This window comes from Nocardia macrotermitis (assembly GCF_009604405.1).
Classification (GTDB): domain Bacteria; phylum Actinomycetota; class Actinomycetes; order Mycobacteriales; family Mycobacteriaceae; genus Nocardia; species Nocardia macrotermitis.
Map to the genome: position 1 here is coordinate 29,514 of NZ_WEGK01000025.1, position 26,080 is coordinate 55,593.

The following is a 26,080-nucleotide window of genomic DNA, read 5'->3' on the forward strand; positions in this document are numbered from 1 at the left end:
ACCCACACTACGCATGCCCCGCTCGATCGGCGCGGGCGCACAAAAGGCTGGGGCGGTGGGGTTTACGACTGCCCGGGGTGGTGCCCGGCGCGGTGGCCGGGGCACTCGCCGTCCGAGCGGTACTCGTGGTGCTCGAGGTTCAGCGGCCGCGGAACCAGTCGAAGTCGAAGCCGCGGTGGTGGTTGCGGTAGTCGTCCCAGTCGCGGTGGTGGCTGCCGTGCCACACGTTGCGGTCGCAGAAGTTGTAGTAGTGCCAGTTGAAGTTGTTGCCCCAACCGCAGTAGCCCTCACCCCACCAGGTGTGCATCGAGTGACCGACCGAGGCGTGCGCCGGTTCGGCGGCAACCGGTGTGGCAGAGGCCATTCCGGCTCCCGCACCGGCCAGGGCGGCGGCGGTGGCGGCGACGGCGGCGATGCGGCGGATCTTGCTGATCATGTTGTGCTCCAAGGTGTTTCGCTCTGGTTGGCAAGGTGATCACTATCTTGCCGACCCGCGAGCGAAAGTACTGCCAGCGTGACGACGCTCGGTGTGTAAACCTCGATACACAACGCGGAAACGCGAATCGCGGAAAAAGCGATGCGCCCCCGGGAATCCCGGGGGCGCATCGATTCACCACATCCGACTACGCGGTTCAGGCGTTGATGATGAACGCCTCGAGCTCGGCGCGGGCCACGTCGTCGGCCAGCTGCTTCGGCGGGGACTTCATCAGGTAGGCCGAGGCCGGGATGACCGGTCCGCCGATGCCGCGGTCCTTGGCGATCTTGGCCGCGCGCACCGCGTCGATGATGATGCCCGCCGAGTTCGGCGAATCCCACACCTCGAGCTTGTACTCCAGGTTCAGCGGCACGTCACCGAAGGCGCGGCCCTCCAGGCGCACGTACGCCCACTTGCGGTCGTCCAGCCAGCCGACGTGGTCCGACGGGCCGATGTGCACGTCGTTCGCGCCCAGTTCCTTCTTCAGGTTACTGGTCACGGCCTGGGTCTTGGAGATCTTCTTGGACTCCAGGCGCTCGCGCTCGAGCATGTTCTTGAAGTCCATGTTGCCGCCGACGTTGAGCTGCATGGTGCGGTCCAGCTGCACGCCGCGGTCCTCGAACAGCTTGGCCATGACGCGGTGCGTGATGGTCGCGCCGACCTGGGACTTGATGTCGTCACCGACGATCGGGACGCCGGCGTCGGCGAACTTCTTCGCCCAGACCGGGTCCGAGGCGATGAAGACCGGCAGCGCGTTCACGAATGCGACATTGGCGTCGATGGCACATTGCGCGTAGAACTTGTCGGCCTCTTCCGAACCGACCGGCAGGTAGGAGACCAGGACGTCGACGTTCGCGTCCTTCAGCGCCTGCACCATGTTCACCGGCTCGGCCTCGGACAGCTCGATGGTCTCGGCGTAGTACTTGCCGATGCCGTCGAGGGTCGGGCCGCGCTGCACGGTGATCCCGGTGGGCGGCACGTCGGAGATCTTGATGGTGTTGTTCTCGCTGGCGAAGATCGCGTCGGACAGGTCGAAGCCGACCTTCTTGGCGTCCACGTCGAACGCGGCGACGAACTTCACATCGCGCACGTGGTACGGGCCGAACTTGACGTGCATCAGGCCGGGCACGGTCGCGGTCTCGTCCGCGTCCTGGTAGTACTGCACGCCCTGGACCAGCGAAGAGGCGCAGTTACCCACACCCACGATGGCCACGCGAATCTCGGACCCGGCGCTCGCACCGGTGGCCTGTGCAGCCGTGTTGACATCACTCATGGCCGGTATTTCCCTCTTTCTGTGGTGCCGCTTTCATCGATCGCGCCTTCCGTCGATTGCTCCGCGGCGATCAATTCGTTGAGCCAGCGCACTTCGCGCTCGCTTGATTCGAGGCCGAGCTGGTGCAGCTGCCGGGTGTAGCGATCCAGGGTCCCGCTGGCCCGCTTGATCGCCTCCCGCAGCCCCTCCCGGCGCTCCTCGACCTGCCGGCGCCGGCCCTCCAGGATCCGCATCCGCGCCTCGGCGGGGGTGCGGCCGAAGAAGGCCAGGTGAACGCCGAATCCGTCGTCGGTGTAGTTCTGCGGCCCGGTGTCGGCGAGCAGCTCGCTGAACCGCTCCCGGCCGGGTTCGGTCAGCTGATAAACCCGCCGTGCCCGCCGAGTCACCGCGCCGGCCGGGGACTCCTCGGCGATCAACCCGTCGGCCTGCATGCGGCGCAGGGTCGGGTAGAGCGAGCCGTAGGAGAACGCCCGGAACGGCCCGAGCAACCCGGTCAGGCGTTTGCGCAGCTCGTAGCCGTGCATGGGCGCTTCCAGGAGCAGCCCGAGAATCGCGAGTTCGAGCATCGGGCCTCACCTCCTGCCGAGTCGTATGCGAACCGCACCTGTGGATGCAATGACCAACTATATCGCGCCGATATAGTAGCCGACACGTCGGTGCGACACATCGAGTTGCGCCGGACGGATCGAGGGCGCGGACCCGGCGGCGTGTGTCGGTGTGCACCGCTACTCTGGTGAGCGTGCGAATTCAGCGGCAGGTAGTGGACTATGCGCTTCGGCGTCGGTCGCTGCTGGCCGATGTCTATGCGGGTCGCGTCGCCGTCAGCGAGGTCTGCGATGCGAATCCTTATCTGTTGCGCGCGGCGAAGTTCCACGGACGAGGCAGTGAGGTCACCTGCCCCATCTGCCGGAAAGAGCAGCTCACTCTCGTATCGTGGGTCTACGGCGATGGACTCGGCCCGGTCGCGGGCTCGGCCCGCACGCCCGAGGAGCTGATCCGGCTGGCGGAGACCCGCGAGGAGTTCTCGGTGCACGTGGTCGAGGTGTGCCGTAGCTGTAGCTGGAACCACCTGGTGCAGTCCTATGTGCTGGGGCACGTACCGACGCCCACGCGTCGGCGCACCGGCACCCGTCGGACCGCCGCCGAGTGATGTGTATCGCGCTTGCGGGCCGCCCCGGCAGGCCCGCGGCGGTTGTTGTGATCGGCCGCCACCCGGACCGTTTCGAGTTATGGAGATCCGAGCTGTGACTTCGCCCTACGACGATGGACCGTCCGGCGGCCGCGCCAACCGCGGTCCGCAATCCGGCCCCGGCGGATATCCCCCGCCGCGTCCGGGGGGCCCGCCGCAGGGCGGACGGCCGATGCCGCCGGCGCGTCCGGGCGGACAGGCGCCCGGCCCGCGCCGCAGCGGCCCGCCCTCGGGCGATATGCGTGCGCCGCAGGGCGATACACGCGCACCGCAGAGCCAGCCGCCCCGCGGTCCGGGCGGACAGGCCCCGCGCGGCCCCGGCGGCCAGCCACCGCGACGGCCCGGCCCCGCGGCCCGGCCCGGCCCGCCCAGCGGCGCGACGCAGAAGATCGCCAACCCGGCCTCCGGAGCCACCCGGAAGATTCCGCCCGGCACCCTCGGCGAGGCCATGTCGAGTCGAAATCAACGCTCCGGCACGGGAACTCGCCCGCGGCCCGGTGACAACACCCGGCCGCGCACCGGCGCCAACCGCGCGGTCGGCGGCGGCACCCCGCCGTCCGGTCCGCCCCCGCGCCGCAACGGCTCGGGTTCCGGCGGCGGCAAAGGTCCCAAGGGCCGCAAGCAGAAATCCCCCTGGAGGATCGTGCGTCGCGTCCTGTACGTGCTGGTGGCGCTGGCCGTCGTGGTGCCCAGCGCGGTCTTCCTGATCGCGTACTCGACTGTCTCGGTACCCAAACCCGGCGACCTCAAAACCGCTCAGGTCGCCACCATCCTCGCCGACGACGGCACCACGACCATCGGCAAAATCGTTCCGCCGCAAGGTAACCGCACCGACGTCACGATCGATCAGATCCCGCCGCACGTGCGCAACGCGGTGATCGCCGCGGAGGACCGGTCCTTCTACACCAACCCCGGCTTCTCCATCTCCGGCTTCGCCCGCGCTGTGCGCGACAACCTGATGGGCAAGTCCACCGCCGGTGGTGGTTCCACGATCACCCAGCAGTACGTCAAGAACGCCATGGTCGGCAACCAGCACTCGCTGACCCGAAAGCTGCACGAGCTGGTCATCTCCGCGAAGATGGCGCGGCAGTGGAGCAAGGACGACATCCTCACCGCGTACCTGAACACCATCCCGTTCGGCCGCGGCACCTTCGGTATCAACGCCGCCGCACAGGCGTACTTCGGCAAGAAGGTGCAGAACCTGACCGTCGAAGAGGGCGCGATGCTGGCCGCCACCATCAACCAGCCCTACGGTCTGGACCCGGAGAACAACCGCGCGGGCGCGGTCCAGCGCTGGAACTACGTACTCGACGGCATGGTCTCGATGGGCAATCTGCCCAAGGCGCAGCGCGAGCCGATGAAGTACCCGAACGTGCTGTCCTCCAGCGCGAGCTCGGGCAACAAGAACGATCCCGATTCCGGTCCCAACGGTCTGATCAAGCGTCAGGTGGTCAGCGAACTGTCCGAGGCCGGGATCAGCGACAGCCAGATCAACACCGAGGGCCTGCAGATCACCACCACCATCAACGCCAAGGCCCAGCAGGCCGCGGTCGATTCGGTGACCAAGAACATGAAGGGTGAACGTCCCGAGGACCGCACGGCCGTGGTGTCGGTCGATCCGAAGGACGGCGCGGTCAAGGCGTACTACGGCGGTTCCAACGGCCAGGGCTACGACTTCGCCAACGCCGGTCTGATGACCGGTTCGACGTTCAAGGTCTTCGGTCTGGCGGAGAACCTCGAGATGGGTAAACCGCTGTCCACCATGTACTCCAGTGCCGATCTGGACGTGCACGGCATCAAGATCACCAACGCCGAGGGTGAGACCTGTGGGGTCTGCACCATCGCCGAGGCGCTGAAGCGATCGCTGAACACCAGCTTCTACCGCATGGAGCTGGACATGGGCGGCAACGGCCCGGAGAAGATCGCCGAGATGGCGCACAAGCTCGGTATCCCGGACACCATTCCGGGCGTCGGCAAGACCCTCACCGAGCCGGACGGGTCGGGCCCCAACGACGGCATCATCCTGGGCCAGTACCAGGTTCGCGCCCTCGACATGGCCTCCGCGTACGGCACTCTCGGCGCCGAGGGCATCTACCACAAACCGCACTTCGTGCAGAAGGTCGTCACCGCCGACGGTCAGGTGCTGCTGGATCGCGGACAGTCCGCCGGTGAGCGCAAGGTGTCCAAGGCCGTGGCGGACAACGTGGTCGCGGCGATGGCGCCGATCGCGCACTCCTCGTTCAAGCACGATCTGGCGGGCGGGCGCGTCTCGGCGGCCAAGACCGGTACCGTCCAGCTCGGTGACACCGGCCAGAACCGCGACGCCTGGATGATCGGCCTGACGCCCTCGCTCTCGACCGCCGTCTGGGTCGGTACCGAGAAGGGTGTCGCGCTGAAGAACGCCAACGGCGGCATCATGTACGGCTCGACCCTGCCGTCGGACATCTGGAAGGACACCATGGACGGCGCGCTCGACGGCACGCCGAAGGAGACCTTCCCGAAGCCCGCCGAGATCGGTGGCCAGGCCGGTGTGCCGTCGTACTCCGCGCCGTACACCCCGCCGTCCTCGACGACCGAACAGTTCGTCCCGCCGGTGGAGATCACCCCGTCGCAGGTGGAGATCCTGCCGGGCGTCACCATCCCGATTCCGGGATTCCACCAGAACCAGAGTCGCCCGCAGCAACAACAGCAACAGCAGCCGAACGACGCCGGACCGATGTCGGGTCAGCCCGTCGCACCGGACGGAACCTGGCCGAGCACACCGGCTCCCGGGGAGAGCACCAACAGCAACGGCGGCGGCAACTAGAGCCGACGGCGACCGGGACAGTCGACACGCCAACCGGTAGCGTCGGTTGGCGTGTTCGAGGAGCGAGTGGCGAAGGCGGGGAACCGGGGCGAGATGCGGGAATCTCCAGACACATACCCGGCCGCCGACGCCGAGCCCCGCTCGGCGACCTGGCGTGATCGTCCCAGCCGTACCGATCCGCTGACCGCACAGCTGTCCACCGCGATCGGCGGCCCGGTCGGCGATCACGCCCTGATCGGCCGGGCCCGATTCTGGACGCCGGTGCGGGTGATGCTGGCCTTCGCGGTGGTCATGCTGGCCCTGAGCTGGGGCGGTAAGGCCGCGTGCATCCAGCAGACCACCACCGACGACGGCCGGTTGACCCTGGACTGGAACAACGGCCGCCAGTACGTCGCGATGTGCTACTCCGACACCGTGCCGCTGTACGGCGCGGAACGTCTGGACGAGGGCGCGTTCCCGTACAAGAAGAGCTGGACCGAATACGGTTCGGACGGGAAACCGCACACCCGGTACATGGAATATCCCGTGCTTTCCGGTCTCTACCAGTACATTTCGATGGAACTGGCCAATGTGTGGGAGTCGCTGCCGCTGCCCGGGGGGCTGCCGGTGGTGGTGTATTTCGATGTCGCGGTGATCGGTCTGGCGATGGCCTGGCTGGTGACGGTCTGGGCGTCGACGCAGTTGGCGGGGCGACGGATCTGGGATGCCGCGCTGGTGGCGATCTCACCGCTGGTGCTGGTGCACGCGTTCACCAATTTCGACGCGCTGGCAACGGCTTTCGCCGCGACCGGCATGCTCGCCTGGGCCCGCCGACGTTCGGTACTGGCGGGCGTCCTGCTCGGCCTGGGCGGCGCGGCGAAGCTGTATCCGCTGCTGCTGCTCGGTCCGATCGTGGTGCTGTGTCTGCGCACCGCCGACCGTCAGCGCATCCCCGGAATGCGAGAGTTGTTGCGCCGCAGCGGAACCGGTTTCGGTGACGCGGTGCGCGAATATCTCGCGGGCGCCCGGCACAGTCCGCTGCGCGCCGCGGGGGTCGCGGTCGGGGCCGCGGCGGTGAGCTGGATCGTGGTGAATCTGCCGATCGCCGTGCCGTTCACGAACGGCTGGTGGGAGTTCTTCCGGCTGAACACGCAGCGCCAGGCCGATCCGGATTCGATCTACAACGTGATCACCTCGTTCACCGGTTGGACGGGTTTCGACGGCACCCTCGCCCCCGAGCAGACGCCCTCGGCGCTGAACACGGTCTCGCTGCTGCTGTTCGTGCTGGCCTGTGCCGCAATCGCTTACATCGCGCTGACCGCGTCGCGGCGGCCACGGCTGGCGCAGTTGATCTTCCTGGTGGTCGCGGCGTTCCTGCTGACCAACAAGGTGTGGAGTCCGCAGTACTCGCTGTGGCTGGTGCCGCTGGCCGTGCTGGCCCTGCCGAATCGCCGAATCCTGTTGACCTGGATGACGATCGACGCGCTGGTCTGGTTCCCGCGGATGTATTACTACCTGGGCACCGACCGCAAGGGGGTGCCCGAGCAGTGGTTCACCGGCACCGTCTTCCTGCGCGATCTGGCCGTGATCGCGTTGTGCGCCTTGATCGTTCGGCAGATCTACCGGCCGTCCGAGGATCTGGTGCGGCTCGAGGGTGTGGACGATCCGGTCGGCGGAATCCTGGATCGCGCGCCGGATCCGCTGCTGCCGTGGTTGCCCGCGTTCCTGCGGCCGCAGGTGTCGCACGTCAGCGCGCAGCCGGTACGGTAACTCGCGCAGAGGGTTTCAGGACGACGCCGGGATGAGTTCGTCATCGGAGTATCTCGACCGGGCGGGCTCGGCACGCCGCTGCCCGCGCACCGGCAGATACACGAACGCGAAGAACAGGTACACCAGCAGCAGCGCCCGGCCCCACACGCCGAACAGCACGAGATGTTTCTCGAAGTCCGCACTCGATCCCGCGCCCAGGGCATGGAAGTAGCGGAAGATGCCGATCCCGAGCGACGCGTCGGCCAGCAGATACGCCACCACCACCGACCACGGGATCTCCAGCAGCACCAGGAACGGGATCAGCCACAGCGTGTACTGCGGCGAATGCACCTTGTGCAGCAACAGGAATCCGCACAGCATCGCGCCGCTCACCCCGACCCACGGGAACATCCCGCCGACCCGATAACGCCGCCAGCCCAACCACATCGCCAGCCCGAACGCGCACACCACCAGCATCGGCGAGGCCGTCGCCACGACGTCCTGATAGGACCGTTCACCGCCGGGCGTATCCCCGAACAGCGGCCGCAGGCCCCAGAACCAGATCGAATTACTGGTGATATCGGCCTGCCGCAACTCCTGGAAGGTGATCGACGCCCGCCAGCCCTGATATCCGATCAGCGCGAACGGCAGGTTGATCAGCACCGCAGTCGCGACCGCCGTGGCGGCGACCATGACCGCGCCGCGCACGTCGTACCTGCGCGTATGCCGGGTCGGCGCATCGTCCTCGTCCGGCACGCCGCCGTCCGGATCGACCGCGCGCCACAGCGCGCTGCGGTGGCGTAGCGCGTCCAGACCGTCGCTCCCGCCGACCAGCACGTGAATCATCAAGGGCAGCACGAAGATTCCCGGATACAGCTTCAGACAGAAACCGACACCCAGCAGGATCGCCGCGAGCACACCCCGGGTGCGCACCGAATATCGGGTCAGCGTGGTGACCACGTACACCGCGCCGACCGACGTGCACACCACCGGCAGCTCCCAGTTGTGGAACGCGTACAGCACCAGCGGCGGTCCGGCCGCCCACAGCAGCGCCGCCATTCCCGACAACCGCCCCAGCATCCACGCGGTGAGCAGCGCGAACGGGGCCAGCAACAGCGCCGAGTGCAGCAGGAACGTCGCGTCGGTGTGCGCGCCGATCGCGCCGAGCCACATCAGCAGCCCACTGAGCACCGGATACTCCACCGCGCCGCCGGTCAGCGCGCCGTGCGTGGTGATGCCGCCGGTGAGGTACGGGAAGACGTGCTCGTTGATATCGCGCCCGAGCCACAGGAACTGGATGTCCGAGTAGCAGACCCGGCCGTCCTTGATGTGGTCGAAGGCCGCGCTGCGGCCGTTCGATTCGAAGGGCGCTCCCGCGCAGCGGGCCTTGTTCAGATATGCGAACAGCAGCGTCACCCCGCACAGCAGCAACGCCGTCATCGCGGCGATCCGGCCCGGCCGCGCGGGGTTCGCCCGCGCGCGGAGACGGTTCGACATGGCACCCACGATAGGGGGGTGTACCCATATTTCGCGCGGACTGTTCGGCGCGAAGATCGATTTCGCGACCGAATACCCGCTCATGTAGCCTTGTCGGGTTGCTGACGCAACGACCCTCCTGCCACGGAACGTCCGTGGCCGCACCTAGACCACAGGAGGTGATGGGTTCCCGTGCGTCATTACGAAGTGATGGTCATCCTCGATCCGAGCCTGGACGAGCGAACCGTCGGTCCGAATCTGGACACCATGCTGAACGTCGTCAAGACCGAAGGCGGCAAGGTCGACAAGGTCGACATCTGGGGCCGCCGGCGGCTGGCCTACGAGATCTCGAAGCAGAGCGAAGGCATCTACGCGGTCGTCGATCTGACCGCCGAGCCCGCCACCGTGAGCGAGCTCGACCGCCAGCTGGGGCTGAACGAGTCGGTGCTGCGCACCAAGGTGCTGCGCGCCGACAAGAAGTAGTCCCCTCCCCCGCGGTTTCACTCGCGCCGGTGCCTGTCACCGGATTGTCGGTGCCTGTCTCTAGGCTCTGACACAACAACGCGAGTACCGCGACTGCACCGGAGAGCAGGAGGAACCATGGCAGGCGACACGGTCATCACCGTCATCGGCAATTTGACGGCGGACCCCGAGCTTCGATTCACCCCCGCGGGCGCCGCGGTGGCGAATTTCACCGTCGCGTCCACACCCCGCGTGTTCGATCGCAATTCGAACGAGTGGAAGGACGGCGAGGCGCTGTTCCTGCGCTGCAACATCTGGCGCGAGGCCGCGGAGAACGTGGCCGAATCGCTGACCAGGGGTTCGCGCGTGATCGTGAGCGGCCGGCTCAAGCAGCGGTCCTTCGAAACCCGCGAGGGTGAGAAGCGCACGGTCGTGGAGCTCGAGGTCGACGAGATCGGTCCCTCGCTGCGGTACGCCACCGCGAAGGTCAACCGGACCACGCGCGGCGGTGGTGGCGGCGGTGGCGGTGGCTACTCCAATTCCAATGCCAATTCCGGTGGTGGTGGGGGCTTCGGCGGCTCCAACGGTGGCGGTGGCCGCGGCGGCTCGAATGCCGGTGGCGGCGACGACCCGTGGGGTAGCGCCCCCGCAGCCGGCTCCTTCGGGGGCGGCGCAATGGACGACGAACCGCCGTTCTGAGAACGGCTTTCATACGGGGTCACGGATGTGACTCCCAGGCAAGACGGAGAACGAGACCATGGCCAAAGCACCGGCACGCGAAAAGGTGCTGAAGAAGAAGGCCTGCGCCTTCTGCAAGGAAACCAAGGCTGCTGCCAAGGACGGCAAGAAGTTTGCGGCCATCGACTACAAGGACACGACGCTGCTGCGCAAGTACGTGAGCGACCGCGGCAAGATCCGCGCCCGCCGCGTCACCGGCAACTGCGTGCAGCACCAGCGCGATATCGCCATTGCGGTGAAGAACTCGCGCGAAGTGGCGCTGCTGCCGTACGTGTCCACGGCTCGCTGAGAACGGGAGGCACAACACCATGAAGCTGATCCTCACTGCTGATGTGGACAACCTCGGTGCTCCCGGCGACACCGTGGAGGTCAAGGACGGTTACGGCCGTAACTTCCTGCTCCCCCGCGGCCTGGCGATCGTCGCCACCCGGGGCGCGGAGAAGCAGGTCGCGGGCATCCGTCGGGCGCAGGACGCCCGCAAGGTGCGCGATCTGGACCACGCCAACGAGTTGAAGCAGGCCATCGAGGGCCTGGAGTCGGTCTCGCTGTCGGTGAAGACCGCGGGTACCGGCAAGCTGTTCGGTTCGGTCACCACCGCCGATGTCGCGAGCGCGATCAAGTCGGCCGGTGGCCCGGTGCTGGACAAGCGCAGCATCGAGTTGCCCAAGGCGCACATCAAGAGCACCGGTAAGCACGGTGTCGTGGTGCATCTGCACCCGGATGTGGCCGCCAAGTTCACCCTGCTGGTCGACGCCGCGGAGTGATCTCGCGCACGAGCGCATGACGTTCGGAGGCCGCCCTCGTACCCGGTGTACGGGGGTGGTCTTCGGGCGTGTTTCTGCGTGTCCGCGTACTTGTTAACCGGTCATTAGCCGTATTTGTTCGGCGAGTTTCGGCCGGTCATGGATCTTCCGGTGATCGATCTTCGGTCCCACCTCGGGGTATTCGGGACAAGATGGGGATAACCGAACGGACCGACCGATCGTATTGTGACCCGCGCCATATCGCGTGTGGGCTTCGTTAACCTGACACGCCCGGCTGTTCATCTTGGACGACACGCCGCCGCTTTATTAATCCACATGTGCGTAACTGCGAGAACGGCTCTTCACCTTGCGGTTGTAGCGAACCCGTATCGTTTATCCCCAAGTAATCCACATGGGGTGCACAACAGCAGGTGAACTATCCCCAGTTTGTCCACAGCGGTGTGCACAGTGCGGTTTGGTACTCCCCAGCTCGGTCCCATAGGTTCGATCCGACGTCGTGATCCGGTGTCCGGACCCGCACGATTCCCTCGGCCGTACAGCATGCACCATCGGTTTGCTCCGAGCCGCCCCGCAGTGTCCCGCGATTCGTCGTGGTGCGCCGTGCGGGTCGATACGCCACGCTGTCGGCGAGCGGAAGTTGTCGGTGCCCGGGGGTAGAACGGGAGATCGATGGGTGCTGTGGCCGGGGCGAGTTCGTGGTCGTTCCGCAGTGCGCAAAGTTGACGATGCACGCGAGGGCGTGCGAGAGGACGGTCGAGTCTCGTGGCAGTCGTCGACGATCGCGGCACCCCGGAGTACTCGGAGAATCCGGGCGAGGATTTCGGTCGGCAGCCCCCGAACGACATGGCCGCGGAGCAGTCCGTACTGGGCGGCATGATGCTGAGCAAGGACGCCATCGCCGACGTCGTGGAGGTCATCCGCCCCGGCGATTTCTACCGTCCGGCCCATCAGGCCGTCTACGACGCCATCCTGGATCTGTACGGCCGCGGCGAACCGGCCGACCCGGTCACGGTGTCCGCGGCCCTGGACCGCCGCGGTGAACTCAAACGCATCGGCGGCCCCCCGTACCTGGTCACCCTGACCCAGACCGTCCCCACCGCCGCCAACGCCTCCTTCTACGCGGAAATCGTCGCGGAGAAGGCGATCCTGCGGCGTCTGGTCGAGGCGGGCACCCGCATCGTCCAGTTCGGCTACGCCGGCGCCGACGGCCAGGACGTCGCGGAGGTCGTCGACCGCGCCCAGGCCGAAATCTACGAGGTCACCGAACGCCGCTCCACCGAGGACTTCCTACCCCTGGAAGAACTCCTGCAACCCACGATGGACGAAATCGACTCCATCGCCAGCCGCGGCGGCATGTCCCTCGGCGTCCCCACCGGCTTCACCGAACTCGACGAGGTAACCAACGGCCTCCACCCCGGCCAGATGATCATCGTCGCCGCCCGCCCCGGTGTCGGCAAGGCCCTGGCCCTGGACACCCCCCTCCCCACTCCCTCCGGCTGGACAACCATGGGCGAGGTAGCGGTAGGCGACCATCTCCTCGACGCCCAGGGCCACCCCACCCGAGTCACCGCCGCCACCGAAATCCTGACCACCCGTCCCTGCTACGAGGTCGAATTCTCCGACGGCACAGTCATCGTCGCCGACGAAGAGCATCAATGGCCGACCTCGGCCACGCCCAGCGAGCAGACCGCACACATCCTCACCACCGGTGTCATCTCGCATACCTTCCGGGACGAAACCGGGCGGCTCACCCACTGGGTTCCGGCGACCGGACGAGGCGCGCCGCGACAGATCGTCGACGTCCGCAAGATCGACCCGGTGCCGGTGCGATGCGTCGAGGTCGACAACACGGACCATCTGTATCTGGCGGGCCGCTCCATGATTCCGACGCACAATTCCACGCTCGGTTTGGATTTCATGCGGAGTTGTTCGGTGAAGCACGGTTTGGCGAGTGTTATTTTTTCGCTGGAAATGAGTAAGACCGAGATTGTTATGCGTCTGTTGTCGGCGGAGGCTCGGATCAAGTTGGGGGATATGCGGTCGGGGCGGATGAGTGATGATGATTGGACGAAGCTGGCGCGGCGGATGAGTGAGATCAGTGAGGCGCCGTTGTTCGTGGATGATTCGCCGAACCTGACGATGATGGAGATTCGCGCGAAGGCGCGGCGGCTGAAACAGCGTCATGATCTACGGCTGGTCGTGGTCGACTACCTCCAGCTGATGACCTCGGGTAAGAAGGTCGAATCACGTCAGCAGGAAGTCTCGGAATTCTCCCGAAGCCTGAAACTGCTGGCGAAGGAACTCGAAGTCCCGGTCGTCGCGATCTCCCAGCTGAACCGTGGTCCCGAACAGCGCACGGATAAACGTCCGATGGTCTCCGACCTTCGTGAGTCGGGTTGTATGCCCGCTTCGACCCGAATTCTGCGGGCGGACAACGGAGGTGAGACCACTCTCGGCGAGCTTTTGAGCAGCGGCGAACAGCCCTTGGTCTGGTCCCTCGACGAACGCATGCGAATGGTTGCCCGGCCGATGGTGAAGGTGTTTCCCAGCGGCCGCAAGGAGGTCTTCCGGCTACGGCTGTCCTCCGGCCGCGAGGTCGAGGCCACCGGTAACCACCCCTTCCTGACCGTGGATGGCTGGGTCCCACTGGAGAAACTCACCACCGGCGACCGGTTGGCCACACCACGCACAGTTCCCGAACCTGTGCACACCGAGCGGCTGCCCGACGACGAGGTAATCCTGCTGGCACACATGATCGGTGACGGATCGTGCGTCAAACGGCAGCCGATTCGTTACGCCAGTGTGGACGAGGAGAATCTCGCGGTAGTCACCAGTGCCGCACAGCATTTCGGCATCACTGCGGTGCGGGATGAATACGCTGCGGCGCGAGTCACTTCCTTGCGTCTTCCGGCACCGTATCGGCTGGCCCGCGGCAAGCGGAACCCGATCGCATCCTGGCTCGACGAACTGGGTCTGTTCGGTCTGCGAAGCTACGAGAAGTTCGTTCCCCAGCGGATTTTCGCGCTGCCGAACGATCAGATCGCGCTGTTCCTGCGGCATCTGTGGGCGACCGACGGGTCCGTACGGTGGGACGAGAAGGGACATCAGGCCCGTATCTATTACGCGTCGACCAGCCGCAGACTTGTCGACGATGTCGCGCAACTTCTCCTGCGTGCGGGCGTGCACGCCCGCATCCGGCGGATCACGAAGTCCGGATATCGCGATTGCTGGCATCTGACGATCGATGGTGCGGACAACCAGATGATCTTCGCGCGCGACATCGGCGTGCACGGCGCGCGAGGTGTTTCCGCGCAACAGGTTCTCCAGGAAATCGAACCGTTGGCACGCAACACGAACGTGGATACGGTCCCGAAGGAAGTGTGGTGCAAGGTCCGGAACCTCCTGGCCACCAAGCACATCACCCACCGTGAGTTCTCCACGGCCATCGGCTCTCACTTCTGTGGCTCGGCCATGTGGAAACACTCCCCGAGCCGCTCCCGTCTGGCCCGCGTCGCCGCCGTCCTCGACGACGCCGAGATCGAAATGCTCGCTACCAATGACGTTTTCTGGGACCGCATCGTCGAAGTCACCAGTCTGGGCGAGCAGGACGTGTACGACGGAACCGTTCCCGGCACGAACAACTTTGTGGCACAAGGTATTTCGGCTCACAATAGTTTGGAACAGGATGCGGATATGGTTATTCTTCTGCATCGGCCCGATGCGTTCGAGCGGGATGATCCTCGGGGTGGGGAGGCGGATCTTATTCTGGGTAAGCATCGTAATGGGCCTACGGCGACCATTACTGTGGCGCATCAGTTGCATTTGAGTCGGTTCGTGGATATGGCTCGGGGGTAGTCGGGGGGATTCGGGGGCGGAGGCCGTCTACGAGGAGGTCGAGTAGGCGGGCGGTTTGGTCTTTGCGGCCGTTGGTGACGGTGAAGGTGCCGATGATGGCCGCGGCTATGTCCTCGGCGGTGATGTCGGGGCGCAGATCGCCTGTGGCGCTGCCGGTTTCGAGGATTCTGGCGATGGCCGCGAGGAGTTCGTCGCGGGTTTCGGTGTGGGGGATCTCGCCCGCGTCGATCATGGTGCGCAAGGTGTCGATCATGCCGTGTTTGGTGGAGAGCCAGGTGCCGAACAGGTCCATCCACGCGCGTAGCGCCTCGATCGGGGGGACCTGGCGCAAGAGTGTGTCGGCGCCCTGGGTGAGGCGTTGCACCTGGTCGCGGTAGACGGCGTCGACCAGGGATTCCCGGGTGGGGAAATGGCGGTAGAGGGTGGCGATGCCGACGCCGGCTTCGCGCGCGACGGCTCGCATGGACGGTTCGGTGTCCGATGCGGCGAACGTCCGGGTGGCCGCCGCCAGCAGGGCGTCCCGGTTGCGGGCGGCGTCGGATCGCAGCTCGGCCGACTCGGCATTCGCCAAAACGGATCACGCTCCACTTCGTGTTACGCTGAATCTGGTAAACGGAACATGATCCACTTTATCGGATCATGTGCAGATACGTGATCGCCAGGAGATCCGATGACCGATCAGACGACCGCCACGATGCGCGCGGTGCGATTCCACGAGTACGGCGAGGCCGACACGGTGCTGCGGTGCGAGACCGTGCCGGTACCCGAGCCCGGACCGGGGCGGATCCGGGTGGCCGTGCACGCATGCGGACTCGCACCGGCCGATTGGGCGCTGTGCGGCGGCCTGTTCGCGGGCGCACTGCCCCGGGGGATCGGGATAGACGTGTCCGGCACGGTCGATGCCGTCGGCGCGGAGGTGACCGGGGTCGAAATCGGTGACCTGGTGGTCGGGAACGCGGACTGGCGCGAGGCATCGTCCGCCGGAGCCGCGGATTACGCGATCATGGACCGCTGGACGCCGGTTCCCGCGGGCCTGGACCCGGTGCGGGCGGCGGCGTTGCCGATGGCGGTCGACACGGCCAACCTGCATCTCACGCTGCTCGGCATCGACCCGGACAAGACGATTCTGATCCACGGCGCGGGCAGCACGATCGGATACGCGGCCACGCAGATCGCACTCGTGCGCGGCATGCGGGTGATCGCGACGGCCGGACCGACGCACGCTCAGGGGCTGCGCGGCCTGGGCGCTGAAGTCACCTCCTACGGCGACGGAATGGTCGAACGCGTCCGCGACATCGCCGACGGGACAGTCGATCTGGTGTTGGACACCTCGCCGGTCGGTGGCGCGCTGCCGGATCTGATTCGGATCGCGGGCGATCCGACGCACGTGCTGACCTGCGGTGGCTCACTGCCCGAAGCCGCGGAACTCGGGGCGCGGGACAGTTTCCGCGAGCCTCGGCTCGAGCGCGTCGATGTGCTGCCCGAGTTCGCCCAACTCGCTGCGGCCGGTCGATTCGGCATCCCGATCGCCGGTACGTTCCCGCTCGCGGAGTTCGGGAAGGCGCTCGAGATCAGTCGGGGCGGTAGTGCACGGGGCAAACTGCTGCTGATCCCCGAGGAGAACGGCAACAACTGAGGGCCGACTGGGTCAGTCCGTGCTCGGCGCTGTTGCCTGCCGGGCGATCATGGCTACCAGGGTCGCGACGAGTTCCTCGGCGGTGACCTGCCATTTTTCCTTGGTCAGGTGGCCGGTGAGTTCCATGGCGGTGATGCCGTGAACACTCGCGAGCAGGAGGGCGGCGAAGTGGGGGGCGCGGTCGGGGCCGACCAGATCCGTTATGAGAGTGAAGAATTCGGCTTCGGCCCGTTCGCCCGCCAGGGTTGCGTCGGCGACCACGGTCGGGTCGCCGACGGGGTATTCGAACATCAGGCGGTAGAGGTGCGGCTGGTCGCGGCCGATCGCCATCAACTCGGCCAGGGCTCGGCGCAGCATGTCGGGCGCGGGTAGCGCGGTCTGCGCGCGGACGGATCGCACCCGGTTCCCGAGGCGTTCGAGGGCTTCGGTGGCGACGGTGGTGAGCAGGCTGTCCTTGTCGGGGAAGTGGCGGTAGGGGGCGCCTCGGCTGACGCCCGCGCGCGCGGCGACCTCACGCAGGGTGACCGCGTCGGGGCCGCCGCTGTCCAGGAGTTCGGCGGCCGCGTCGAGGAGGGAACGGCGGGTGGCGGCGGCGGATTCCAGGCGGCTGACCATGGGATCCACATTACAGTTGACAGTGTCATCTGAAAAACCTACGGTCATTCAGGTGACAACGTCATCTGAAATTACGCCGAGTGCGCGAGAGTACGTCGTGGTGACCGGGGCCTCGACCGGGATCGGTGCGGCGACCGCGCGGGAGCTGGCGCGTCGGGGATTCCACGTCCTCGCCGGCGTGCGTCGCGACCGGGACGCCGACGCATTGCGCGCCGAACGCATCGAACCGGTCATCCTCGATGTCACCGAACCGGACCATATCGCGCGGCTGGCCACCCGCTTCGACGAGAACTCGCAGGCCGGGCCGCTGCGAGCGGTGGTGAACAATGCCGCCATCCAGCTCAACGCTCCCGTGGAGGCCCTGCCGCTGCCGCAGTGGCGACGGCAGTTCGAGGTCAACTTCTTCGGCCAGATCGCCGTCACCCAGGCCCTGCTGCCCGCGCTACTGCGCAGCTCCGGCCGGGTGATCAACATGAGTTCGATCGGCGGGCGGGTCGCCATGCCCACCTACGGCCCTTATGCCGGAACGAAATTCGCGCTCGAAGCGGTCAGCGACGCACTGCGTCGGGAGGTGTCGCGGTTGGGTGTGCGGGTCGTCGTCATCGAGCCCGGCGCGGTCCGCACGCAGATGTCGGAGCGCGTGGTCACCACCGCGAGAGAACTCGCCGCCGAGATGTCGCCGGAGCACCGCGACCGCTACGGCAGCCTGATTCACGCCACCAACGCCCATTCCGCGGCGCACACCGGAGGCGGGAAGTCCGCCGAGTACGCGGCCCGGATCATCGCCGACGCCATCACCACCCGCAAACCCCGCACCCGCTACACCATCGGCCGCGACGCCGCCCTGATCACTCGCATGCTGCGCGTGATGCCGGACCGAATGGTCGACCGCATCCTCGCTTCCAGTCTGCGGCCGTATTTCCCTACGGCAGTGGCGATTTCGTGATCCTCCGCAGACCCGGCCGGCCGGATACCTCGGCCGGGTGCGGCGGCGTTCAGCTCGGGCGGTAGCGGGCTCGGATGTGGAAGCGCTCGCCCTGCGGCCCGAGGATGCTGAGGAACTCGACGGGTTCGGGTTCCGCGTTGCCGAACCAATGCGGGAGGTGGGTGTCGAATTCGGCGACCTCGCCGGTGGACAGAATCAGATCCTGGTCACCGAGAACGACGCGGAGACGGCCGTTGAGGACGTAGAGCCAGTGGTAGCCCTCGTGCGATCGCGGATCGGGTTCGCGGTCGTAGCTTTCGGCGGGCAGGATCTGCTTGAACGCTTGCAGCCCACCGGGTTTGCGGGTGAGCGGGACGACGGTCATGCCGTGGCGGGTGAACGGCCTCGGATAGACCCGGGGATCGCCGGTTGCGGGTGCGCCGACGAGTTCGTCGAGCGGCACCCGATAGGCGCGGGCCAGCGGTAACAACAGTTCCAGGCCGGGCCTGCGCTGCCCCGATTCGAGCCGCGACAACGTACTGACCGGAATCCCGGTCCGCTCGGACAACGTCGTCAACGTGAACCCGCCCCGCCGCCGCAACTCCCGCAGCCGCGGCCCCACCGCGGCCAGCACGGTGTCGAACTCCTCGGTCATGGATTCACTGTCCCGCGATGGCCGGACGGGGTGATGGCCCGGGGTCGGATGAGGGTGTGCGAGGCGTATTCCTCCACGGCGTGCGCCAGCCAACCCGCGGTGGCGAAGAGGGTTTCGCCCGCGCCGGGGAGCAGGGTGCGGCCGACGGCCTGCGGTTCACGCTGGAAACGCAGCGGATCGCTGATCGCGAGCGCGGTGACCGCGACCTGGAGGCGGTCCAGCGGGAGCAGTCCGGCGGGCAGTCCGGTCTGTACCGTGCGGGCCGCCGCGACGGCGTCGGCCGGGCAGTGCCACGGGCCGCCGGGCGCGAATTCGCCACGCCAGAGCCACTCGGCGACCTCCTCGAAGCTGTGCTCGGCGGCCAGTTCCAGCGCGTCGCGGCCGCGATAGTACGGCCGGTCGCGGCCGAGGGTGGTGATCCGCGATTCGATCGCGATCTCGGTCGGTGCGGGTTTGCGCCGCGGGCGGCCGCGCCGGGCCAACTCCTCCACCTCGGCCGGATCGAACATGCTGCGCCGACGTTCCGGATCGTAGCGGCGGTGCAGCACGCCCCGGCTGACGTAGGAGTACAGCGTCGCGGGCTGCACCCCGAGTCGTTCCGCGGCCGATCGGGCATCGATCCAGTCCATGGAATCGACCATAATCACTGTTGATTCAGCACAATCGGTGGTTCATGGTCGATCCGGGATGATCGTTGCCATCGGTGCGGCACCGAGACCGCCGCACCTCGGGTGATCGCACGGCCCCTGCGGTCGTATCCCGACCGACGGACTCGGATCCGTTGCGCCGCAATCGAATCAATCGGTCGGCACGCCGGGGACGAACAGCAGTCGACGACGTAGTGCCGCTGCCGCCAGAGTTCGGGCCGGGGCATATTCGGGGGAGGCGTACCAGTCGTTCAGATGCTGCATGGAGGGGAATTCGGCTATTACGATTCGGGCCGCAGGTGGCGGATCACCCTCGGGGACTTGGGGTTCGGCTCCTCTGGCGAGATACTTGCCACCGTAGGCGACGATCGACTTCGAGGCGATCTCCCGATAGCGGGCGGCTATCTCCTCGTCCAGGACCTCGACCTCGGAAATTACGTAGGCTGTCACGAATTCTCCTGTTCCAGTGGGTGTTCCGCACAGTTCGGATGCCGTGTCCGCCCACCTCACATCGAGCGGCAGCGGGTCCCGCCTGCTTCGAAGGTCAAGGCGGGCATCGGCTTCCGTATTCCGGACTACGCGCCCCCGCCGGACGCCTCACCGGCGCGTTCGTGCAGCAGCAGGAACGAGTAGGCGGCGAGGGTCTGGGCGTCGGTGATCTCGCCGGTGCGGATCATGGTTTCGATGGTGTCGCGGGCGAACCAGGACATGCTCATGTCCTGTTCCTCGGGTTCGCGTTCGGGGTCGCCGTGGGTGAGGTCGGTGGCGAGGTAGACGCGGCCGCGTTGGGCGAGGGTGGCGGGGGCGGCGTCCAGGAGGCCCAGGTAGGTGAGGCGGGCGGCGCGCAGGCCGGTTTCCTCGCGGAGTTCGCGGTGAGCCAGGTCGACGGGGTCGGCGGCGGCGCGGTCGGGGAGAGTGCCCGCGGGGAATTCCCAGCGGCGCTGTCCCAGTGGATATCTGAACTGTTCCACCAGGAGCAGGCGGTCGTCCTCCCGCGGCACGATCATGGCGAAATCGGGGCGGGTGACCACGCCGTAGATGCCGGTGGATCCATCGGGGCGACGGATGTCGTCCTCCCGGACCTCCAGCCACGGATTGGTGTACACGGTGCGCGAACCGAGCGTCTCCATGCGGAAATTCTGCCCGAGGATCGCGCATGCCGCCGCGAGGGACGATCGTGGGCGGCCGACGAGCCGGGCCGATCGCTCCGGACCAGTCGCGACCCGATCAGGCCGGGGCGGGGACGTCGGCCGGGCGGGCGAGCAGATGGCCCCAGGCGCTGCGGGCTGCGGCGGCGGAGCCGTCGACGGCATCGACCGGCGGCTCCGCCCCGGCTAGCTCGACCAGGGCGCGGGCCAGGCTCAGCGCCGGAACGCGGTGCTGACGTGCGGTTTCCAGGATTTCGGCGAACGCATCGGCAGGGCTGTACCGGCGCAGGGCGACCAGCACACCCTCGGCGGTGTCGAGCATGCGGGCATCGTTGCGGTGGAAGGTTTCGATCGCGGGTTGCGTCATGCTGCTCAGTCTCCTGCGGCGTCGTTGCCGGTCGATGATGTGTATGTGACGAACGGTGCGCAGGGTGCCACCGGTTGTGAGCACAGAGGTGTGCCACCGCGAAATACGAAGGGGCCACCCACTCGACAGGGTTTCGACAACGCACGAGATGTTCCGGGTACGGACGGCCACCCGGGAGCCCACACGTGCCGCGGGTGACCCGGTCGACCCCGGTGCGTACGGAAACGACCGAGATCAGAAGCCTGTATTCATGCAGGAGCCTCACCCTACGAGGTGCTGACAATGCCATATTGAGGCCGGTCGCGCCGGAAGTCAAGCAAGATCATTTCCCGTGTCCGGGAGTTCGAGAGCCGTTGTGCATCAGTCGGTTTCGGCCCGGTGCGGGCGGGGCGGAGGTGTCGGTGCCCGTCGTTAGGCTGCGCGCGTGGACGAATCGAAGCTCGTGGAACATCCGGACATACCCACCACCAGGACGGGCTACGACGACGTGGCCGAGCTGTACGCGGACATGTTCGCCGACGCGCTGGCCGCACAGCCGTTCGACCGCGCCATACTGGGCGCGTTCGCGGATCGGGTACGGGCCGCCGGGGCCGGGCCGGTGCTCGATGTCGGCTGCGGTCCCGGGCGGATCACCACGTATCTGGACTCGCTGGGGCTGGACGTGTCGGGGATCGATCTGTCGCCGGAGATGATCCGGCTGGCCCGCGCCGACCGTCCGGATCTGCGCTACGAGATCGGCACAATGGAACAGTTGCCGCTCGATGATGCCGCGGTCGCCGGTCTGCTGAGCTGGTACAGCATCATCCACCTGCCGCCGGAACGGGTGCCCGGGGTGCTGGCCGAATTCGCGCGGGTGCTGCGGCCGGGCGGGCAGCTGGTGATGGGTTTCCAGGCCGCGGACGACGAATCGGTCGAGGTGCAGCCGTACGACCACCGGGTCACGACCTCCTACCGCTGGTCCGCCCGCGCGATGACGGAACTGCTACGCCCGCACAGATTTTCGGTGATCGCCCGGATGCACCGCGAACCCGATCCGGACGAACGCACCCCGCACTGGTACCTGATCGCAACCCGGGAATGACGCCGGGGCGAACCCCTGACGCATCGAAATCCAACCGGGCACTCACTCGGGAGACCGCCATCCGCATGGCGGCCGCGGCTACGACGACCGCAACGCGACCGGTCCGGGACTCTTCACAACAGCGGCCGCCCGAAACGACTCACTCGAGCAGCGGCGATCGCCACCGAATTCGTGATATCCAGGGCTATGCGAACCTCGTACGACGTGGTGATCGTCGGCGGCGGCCACAACGGGCTGGTCGCCGCGGCGTATCTGGCCCGGGCCGGACGTTCGGTGCTGCTGCTCGAACGCGGCCCGCACACCGGCGGCGCGGCGGTCTCCGAGCGAGTCTTCCCGGAATTCGACGCGCGGCTGTCCCGCTATTCGTATCTGGTGAGTCTGCTGCCGCGGCGGATCGTCGAGGATCTGGGGCTGCGGTTCGCCACTCGGCGGCGGCGGATCTCGTCGTACACACCGGTCGGGTCGGCGGGTCTGCTGGTGGATACGGGGGATTCGGCTCGGACGCGGGAGAGTTTCCGCCGGCTCACCGGTTCGGATGCCGATTTCCGGGCGTGGGAGCGGTTCTACGGCATGACCGGACGGTTGGCGGAGCGGGTGTTTCCGACGCTCACCGAACCGCTGCCCACGCGGGACGAATTACGAAGTGTCATAGCTGATTCCGAGACTTGGGAGGCAATCTTCGAGCGGCCGCTCGGTGAGACGATCGAGCGCGACTTCGCCGACGACACGGTGCGCGGGGTCGTGCTGACCGACGCGTTGATCGGGACGTTCACCCATGCGCACGATCCGTCGCTGCGACAGAACCGCTGCTTCCTCTATCACGTGATCGGCGGCGGGACCGGGGACTGGGACGTGCCGATCGGCGGGATGGGCGCGCTGACCGATGCGCTCGCCACGGCCGCGCGGGCCGCCGGGGCGGAGATCCTCGTGGACAGCGCGGTGCAGGCGATCGAAACCGACGGCCGCACAGCGGAAGTCCGGTTCGCAGGTGGCACGGTCGGCGCGCGACATGTGCTGGTGAACGCCGCGCCGCACGAAATGGCAAGGCTGCTCGGCGATTCCGCGCCGCCGAAGCCCGAGGGCGCGCAGCTCAAGGTGAACATGCTGCTGAATCGGCTGCCCCGACTGCGCGATGATGTCGATCCGCGGGCGGCGTTCGCGGGGACATTCCATATCGCAGAGTCGTATTCGCAGTTGGAGCGCGCTTATCGGGATGCCGAGGCCGGGAGCGCACCGGCCCTGCCGCCGTCGGAGATCTACTGCCACACCCTCACCGATCCCTCGATCCTGGGACCCGAGCTGACCGCGCGCGGTATGCACACCTTGACGTTGTTCGGGTTGCACACTCCGGCAAGGCTTTTCGCCGAGGATCACGATCGCGTGAAACGGGATGTTCTCGATGCGACGTTGGCTGCGCTGGATTCCGTTCTGGCCGAACCGATTCGGGACTGTCTGGCCACCGACTCCGCGGGCCGGAGCTGCCTCGAGGCCCGAAGCCCACTGGATCTCGAACAAGAGGTCGGTCTGCCCGGCGGACACATCTTCCACGGCGATCTGAGCTTCCCCTACCGCACCGACGACGATCCCGATCCCGCCGCCCGCTGGGGTGTGCGGACCGAGCATCGCAACGTCTTCCGCTGCGGCGCGGGCACGGTTCGAGGCGGCGGGGTCAGCGGTATCGGCGGACACAACGCGGCCCTGGCGGTACTCGAAAGCCGTTGAGCTGCAATCTGATTCCGAGTCGATTCGCAGCGCATGGCAGCACCGGTCACCCCGATCGCCGGCGCACCCCGCACCGCCAACGTCGCGATCGCCGGAGCACACGGGAATCTCGACGCGCATCGCCCCGGGCTCATCACGAATCTCAACGCAAGACGGAACGAATCACCAAGGTACGCAACGGCAGATCGAACTCACCCGCACCGAGCCCGGGGACGCCGCGCAGGTAGGTGGCGATCTTCTCCAGCAACGCGGCCCGCTCCCCCGCCGAGATCACCAACGTGTGCGAGTGCGTGCCGATCGTCGCGGTGAGGCTCTCGACGGTCCGGCGCTGCGTATGCGGGAAATCGGCCCGCACGAACTCCTCGAACAGCGGATGCGTCACGATCCCGCTGGAGGTGCGGGTCTGGAAGGAGACCGTCGAACGCGAGAGCCGATCCAGCTCGGCCACCCATTCGACCTCGACATCGTGCATGTTCCAGAACGCGGCGAACACCCCACCGGGCCGCAGCACCCGGGCGATCTCCGGAAACGCGCGTTCCTGATCGAACCAGTGCAGCGCCTGCCCGACGACGACCGCATCCACCGAATCATCGTGCAGCGGAATGGCTTCCGCCGTCCCCGACAACGCCGTCACCTCCCGACACCCCCGCCGGAACTCCGCGAGCATCGCCGCGTCCGGCTCCACTGCGGTGACCCGGGCCCCGGCCGCGAGCAACCCCGCGGTCAGTTTGCCGGTACCGGCGGCCAGATCGAGCACCTCGGGTTCGCGCGCACCGAGCGGTTCCAGCGCCCACCGGATGCCCGCGAGCGGATAGTCCGGGCGATGCTCCGCGTAGGCGATCGCCTCGGGCCCGAACGACGCCGCCCGCCGCGCCCGCAGCTCGGTATCGTCCGCACTCCATTCATCAGCAGTGGTCATCCCGATCCTTCCGGCTCGTCCCCGCGACCATCCCGGCAAGCCATGCTAGTGCTCGGCGGGATGCTCATCGCGGGGCGCGGCGGGCCGGTCCAGCACCGACATCCGCACCCGCCACATCCGCGGCGGCTCACCCCGCCCACTGCGCGCCCACGCCGCCGCCATCGACAACCGGATCAACCGGCGCGCGGCATAGAACAGCAGCGCGGCCAGCGGCAGTTCGCCGAGCCCGGCGCTCAGCAGGGAGATCGGCAGTTCGGGCGTGTTCCAGTCCAGCACGATGTCGAACCAGGCGTCGCAGCACAGCAGCGTCGCGGTGATGATCGCCCACGGAATCAGGATCGGCCGCCGCAACCACGCCCACAGCGCGGTCATCCCGATCGCCGCGACCAGGAAACAGTCGAACCCGACCCACGCGACGTCCCAGTGTGCGACCTCGCGATGTTCGGGCAGACTCGTCGCCAGATAGATGATCCACACCAGCAGGAACACGAAACTCCCGGTGATCACCGCCAGGAACAACCGCCGCAGATGCACCGCCGCGGGATGGTTGGGAGTCAATGTGAGCGACATGATCTACCTCCCGGCTGGACGAGCGATTCCTGCGGCCGATCAGAGTGCGAACCGATTATCCAGGTCAACCCGGACCCGGACCGCAATAATTCCGGTGCGCCGCCGAGCGCGGGTACGCCCGGGCCAGACCGCACCGCAAGACGACCGCAGGTTCCACCCAACCCCGCATCCGGCAGTCCGCGTATGCGGGGGCCACACGCACGCCGCCCACGCGCGAATCGAACCGTCGACTACCGGCGATCACCCACCGAACCGCACACGCCCTTCCGATCAGCGCCACAACTCCAGCGCCATAGCCGGGCTCCCTACCAGCGCGGGCCGAATATGCCAGTGCGCGACCGGCATCCATGCGCGAGCCTTGACCTCGAGCGGCCGACCAGCTCAGCGCACGACGGGCAGGGTCGACCCCGGTTCGGCCAGCCACAGCAGCCAGTACGGGACCATCAGGGCGGCGAACTCCTCGTAGCCCGCGGCGCTGGGGTGGTAGCCGTCGGCCTCGTTGACCGCGCGCATCCAGGTCTGGTTGTGCAGTAGCGGCTGGTGCACTCGGACGTACGGAACGTCTTGTGCGGCACAGATTTCCGAGTAGAAGGCGTCCAATTCGCCGATGCGCCTGTTGTGTTCGGCGTCGGCGTTGGGCGGTGGGGCGACGACGAGGGAGGTCCAGCCGCGTTCGGTCGCGCGGCGCAGGATCGCGGTCAGATTCGCCGCCGAGTCCGCGGCGGATACCCGCGGGCGGCCGTCGGCGAGCACCATGTCGTTGACGCCGAACGAGAACACCACGCGCGCATCGGATTCCGGGCTCAGGCGCGGTTCGCACTCGCGCTCCCAGCGGCTCGCGACATCCGCCGAGGTCTGCCCGCGCACACCGAGGTTGTACGAGGTGAGTGGCTGCCCGGCGCCGGCCGCGCGCATCGCGAGGCGACCCGTCCAGCCGAGGTACCGCTCATCCCCCACTCCTGCAACCAGTGAATCGCCGACGAAACAGATACGGACATCTCGAATCACCGAGTGATCGTTGCATGTGCG

26 protein-coding genes are annotated in these 26,080 nt (G+C 67.2%); 12 read left to right on the forward strand and 14 right to left on the reverse strand.

Annotated elements, in window-relative coordinates:
• Positions 1 to 139: 139 nt before the first annotated feature.
• The 3 genes from NRB20_RS34945 to NRB20_RS34955 all read right to left on the reverse strand — a co-directional run bounded on the left by NRB20_RS34945 (position 140) and on the right by NRB20_RS34955 (position 2,314).
• The gene (locus NRB20_RS34945; protein ID WP_153415702.1) at positions 140 to 436 is read right to left on the reverse strand and encodes a hypothetical protein; all 297 of its coding nucleotides are present in this window, start codon (positions 434 to 436) and stop codon (positions 140 to 142) included.
• 196 nt (positions 437 to 632) lie between these two features.
• On the reverse strand, positions 633 to 1,748 hold the full coding sequence (locus NRB20_RS34950; protein ID WP_153415703.1) for an inositol-3-phosphate synthase: 1,116 nt from the start codon (positions 1,746 to 1,748) through the stop codon (positions 633 to 635).
• Positions 1,745 to 2,314 (reverse strand): PadR family transcriptional regulator, encoded by a 570-nt coding sequence (locus tag NRB20_RS34955; RefSeq protein ID WP_153415704.1) that lies wholly within the window; start codon positions 2,312 to 2,314, stop codon positions 1,745 to 1,747. The genes NRB20_RS34950 and NRB20_RS34955 overlap by 4 nt, the downstream gene beginning before the upstream one ends.
• 173 nt (positions 2,315 to 2,487) lie before the next feature.
• Here NRB20_RS34955 and NRB20_RS34960 point away from each other — a divergent pair, with 173 nt between their 5' ends.
• The 3 genes from NRB20_RS34960 to NRB20_RS34970 all read left to right on the forward strand — a co-directional run bounded on the left by NRB20_RS34960 (position 2,488) and on the right by NRB20_RS34970 (position 7,492).
• Positions 2,488 to 2,898, forward strand: coding sequence for a DUF5318 domain-containing protein (locus NRB20_RS34960; protein WP_319945791.1), 411 nt, complete (start codon positions 2,488 to 2,490; stop codon positions 2,896 to 2,898).
• A gap of 487 nt (positions 2,899 to 3,385) precedes the next feature.
• Positions 3,386 to 5,743 carry a transglycosylase domain-containing protein gene (locus tag NRB20_RS34965; RefSeq protein WP_153415752.1) on the forward strand — a complete coding sequence of 786 codons (2,358 nt, stop codon included), beginning with the start codon at positions 3,386 to 3,388 and terminating at the stop codon, positions 5,741 to 5,743.
• Positions 5,744 to 5,836: 93 nt separating this feature from the next.
• Complete coding sequence (locus NRB20_RS34970) at positions 5,837 to 7,492, forward strand: glycosyltransferase family 87 protein (RefSeq protein ID WP_153415705.1); 1,656 nt, start codon at positions 5,837 to 5,839, stop codon at positions 7,490 to 7,492.
• Between the two features lie 15 nt (positions 7,493 to 7,507).
• Here the strand turns inward: NRB20_RS34970 and NRB20_RS34975 are convergent, their stop codons facing one another.
• Positions 7,508 to 8,968 carry a glycosyltransferase family 87 protein gene (locus NRB20_RS34975; RefSeq protein ID WP_153415706.1) on the reverse strand — a complete coding sequence of 487 codons (1,461 nt, stop codon included), beginning with the start codon at positions 8,966 to 8,968 and terminating at the stop codon, positions 7,508 to 7,510.
• 171 nt (positions 8,969 to 9,139) lie between these two features.
• On the opposite strand from NRB20_RS34975, the gene rpsF reads away from it, so the two are divergent.
• The 5 genes from rpsF (at position 9,140) to NRB20_RS35000 (ending at position 14,766) form a co-directional block, all read left to right on the forward strand.
• Positions 9,140 to 9,430 carry a 30S ribosomal protein S6 gene (rpsF, locus tag NRB20_RS34980; RefSeq protein ID WP_319945792.1) on the forward strand — a complete coding sequence of 97 codons (291 nt, stop codon included), beginning with the start codon at positions 9,140 to 9,142 and terminating at the stop codon, positions 9,428 to 9,430.
• A 117-nt stretch (positions 9,431 to 9,547) separates the two neighbouring features.
• Positions 9,548 to 10,108, forward strand: coding sequence for a single-stranded DNA-binding protein (locus NRB20_RS34985; RefSeq protein ID WP_153415707.1), 561 nt, complete (start codon positions 9,548 to 9,550; stop codon positions 10,106 to 10,108).
• A 58-nt stretch (positions 10,109 to 10,166) separates the two neighbouring features.
• Positions 10,167 to 10,436, forward strand: coding sequence for a 30S ribosomal protein S18 (gene rpsR, locus NRB20_RS34990; protein WP_153415708.1), 270 nt, complete (start codon positions 10,167 to 10,169; stop codon positions 10,434 to 10,436).
• Between the two features lie 19 nt (positions 10,437 to 10,455).
• Positions 10,456 to 10,911: a 50S ribosomal protein L9 gene (gene rplI / locus NRB20_RS34995; RefSeq protein WP_153415709.1), complete on the forward strand. Its 456-nt coding sequence runs from the start codon at positions 10,456 to 10,458 to the stop codon at positions 10,909 to 10,911.
• 762 nt (positions 10,912 to 11,673) lie between these two features.
• On the forward strand, positions 11,674 to 14,766 hold the full coding sequence (locus tag NRB20_RS35000) for a replicative DNA helicase (protein WP_319945793.1): 3,093 nt from the start codon (positions 11,674 to 11,676) through the stop codon (positions 14,764 to 14,766).
• Here the strand turns inward: NRB20_RS35000 and NRB20_RS35005 are convergent.
• Complete coding sequence (locus NRB20_RS35005) at positions 14,711 to 15,337, reverse strand: TetR/AcrR family transcriptional regulator (protein ID WP_153415710.1); 627 nt, start codon at positions 15,335 to 15,337, stop codon at positions 14,711 to 14,713. The two genes, NRB20_RS35000 and NRB20_RS35005, sit on opposite strands and share 56 nt — an antisense overlap.
• A gap of 99 nt (positions 15,338 to 15,436) precedes the next feature.
• Between NRB20_RS35005 and NRB20_RS35010 the strand changes: the two genes are divergently transcribed.
• Entirely contained in the window at positions 15,437 to 16,402 is a 966-nt protein-coding gene (locus tag NRB20_RS35010) for an NADP-dependent oxidoreductase (protein WP_227834173.1), read from the forward strand.
• A gap of 12 nt (positions 16,403 to 16,414) precedes the next feature.
• Here NRB20_RS35010 and NRB20_RS35015 read toward each other — a convergent pair whose 3' ends face one another.
• Positions 16,415 to 17,017, reverse strand: a complete 603-nt coding sequence (locus NRB20_RS35015; RefSeq protein ID WP_153415711.1) for a TetR/AcrR family transcriptional regulator — start codon at positions 17,015 to 17,017, stop codon at positions 16,415 to 16,417.
• Positions 17,018 to 17,069: 52 nt separating this feature from the next.
• Between NRB20_RS35015 and NRB20_RS35020 the strand changes: the two genes are divergently transcribed.
• Complete coding sequence (locus tag NRB20_RS35020; protein WP_319945794.1) at positions 17,070 to 17,963, forward strand: SDR family oxidoreductase; 894 nt, start codon at positions 17,070 to 17,072, stop codon at positions 17,961 to 17,963.
• Positions 17,964 to 18,012: 49 nt separating this feature from the next.
• Here the strand turns inward: NRB20_RS35020 and NRB20_RS35025 are convergent, their stop codons facing one another.
• The 5 genes from NRB20_RS35025 to NRB20_RS35045 all read right to left on the reverse strand — a co-directional run bounded on the left by NRB20_RS35025 (position 18,013) and on the right by NRB20_RS35045 (position 20,759).
• Positions 18,013 to 18,597 carry a helix-turn-helix domain-containing protein gene (locus tag NRB20_RS35025; protein ID WP_153415713.1) on the reverse strand — a complete coding sequence of 195 codons (585 nt, stop codon included), beginning with the start codon at positions 18,595 to 18,597 and terminating at the stop codon, positions 18,013 to 18,015.
• The gene (locus NRB20_RS35030) at positions 18,594 to 19,226 is read right to left on the reverse strand and encodes a citrate/2-methylcitrate synthase (RefSeq protein WP_153415714.1); all 633 of its coding nucleotides are present in this window, start codon (positions 19,224 to 19,226) and stop codon (positions 18,594 to 18,596) included. The genes NRB20_RS35025 and NRB20_RS35030 overlap by 4 nt, the downstream gene beginning before the upstream one ends.
• A gap of 168 nt (positions 19,227 to 19,394) precedes the next feature.
• Positions 19,395 to 19,694 carry a DUF1330 domain-containing protein gene (locus tag NRB20_RS35035; protein WP_319945795.1) on the reverse strand — a complete coding sequence of 100 codons (300 nt, stop codon included), beginning with the start codon at positions 19,692 to 19,694 and terminating at the stop codon, positions 19,395 to 19,397.
• 125 nt (positions 19,695 to 19,819) lie between these two features.
• On the reverse strand, positions 19,820 to 20,374 hold the full coding sequence (locus NRB20_RS35040) for an NUDIX domain-containing protein (protein ID WP_153415715.1): 555 nt from the start codon (positions 20,372 to 20,374) through the stop codon (positions 19,820 to 19,822).
• A 97-nt stretch (positions 20,375 to 20,471) separates the two neighbouring features.
• Entirely contained in the window at positions 20,472 to 20,759 is a 288-nt protein-coding gene (locus NRB20_RS35045) for an ANTAR domain-containing protein (protein WP_153415716.1), read from the reverse strand.
• Positions 20,760 to 21,183: 424 nt separating this feature from the next.
• Between NRB20_RS35045 and NRB20_RS35050 the strand changes: the two genes are divergently transcribed.
• Positions 21,184 to 21,840, forward strand: coding sequence for a class I SAM-dependent methyltransferase (locus tag NRB20_RS35050; RefSeq protein ID WP_319945796.1), 657 nt, complete (start codon positions 21,184 to 21,186; stop codon positions 21,838 to 21,840).
• A gap of 186 nt (positions 21,841 to 22,026) precedes the next feature.
• Positions 22,027 to 23,562 (forward strand): phytoene desaturase family protein, encoded by a 1,536-nt coding sequence (locus NRB20_RS35055; RefSeq protein WP_153415717.1) that lies wholly within the window; start codon positions 22,027 to 22,029, stop codon positions 23,560 to 23,562.
• 142 nt (positions 23,563 to 23,704) lie between these two features.
• On the opposite strand, the gene NRB20_RS35060 is transcribed toward NRB20_RS35055, so the two are convergent.
• The 3 genes from NRB20_RS35060 to NRB20_RS35070 all read right to left on the reverse strand — a co-directional run bounded on the left by NRB20_RS35060 (position 23,705) and on the right by NRB20_RS35070 (position 26,059).
• A complete protein-coding gene (locus NRB20_RS35060; RefSeq protein ID WP_153415718.1) occupies positions 23,705 to 24,481 on the reverse strand; it encodes a class I SAM-dependent methyltransferase in 777 nt (258 codons plus the stop codon).
• 45 nt (positions 24,482 to 24,526) lie between these two features.
• Entirely contained in the window at positions 24,527 to 25,051 is a 525-nt protein-coding gene (locus NRB20_RS35065) for a hypothetical protein (protein WP_153415719.1), read from the reverse strand.
• Positions 25,052 to 25,432: 381 nt separating this feature from the next.
• Positions 25,433 to 26,059, reverse strand: a complete 627-nt coding sequence (locus tag NRB20_RS35070; protein ID WP_319945797.1) for a GDSL-type esterase/lipase family protein — start codon at positions 26,057 to 26,059, stop codon at positions 25,433 to 25,435.
• Positions 26,060 to 26,080 lie beyond the last annotated feature (21 nt).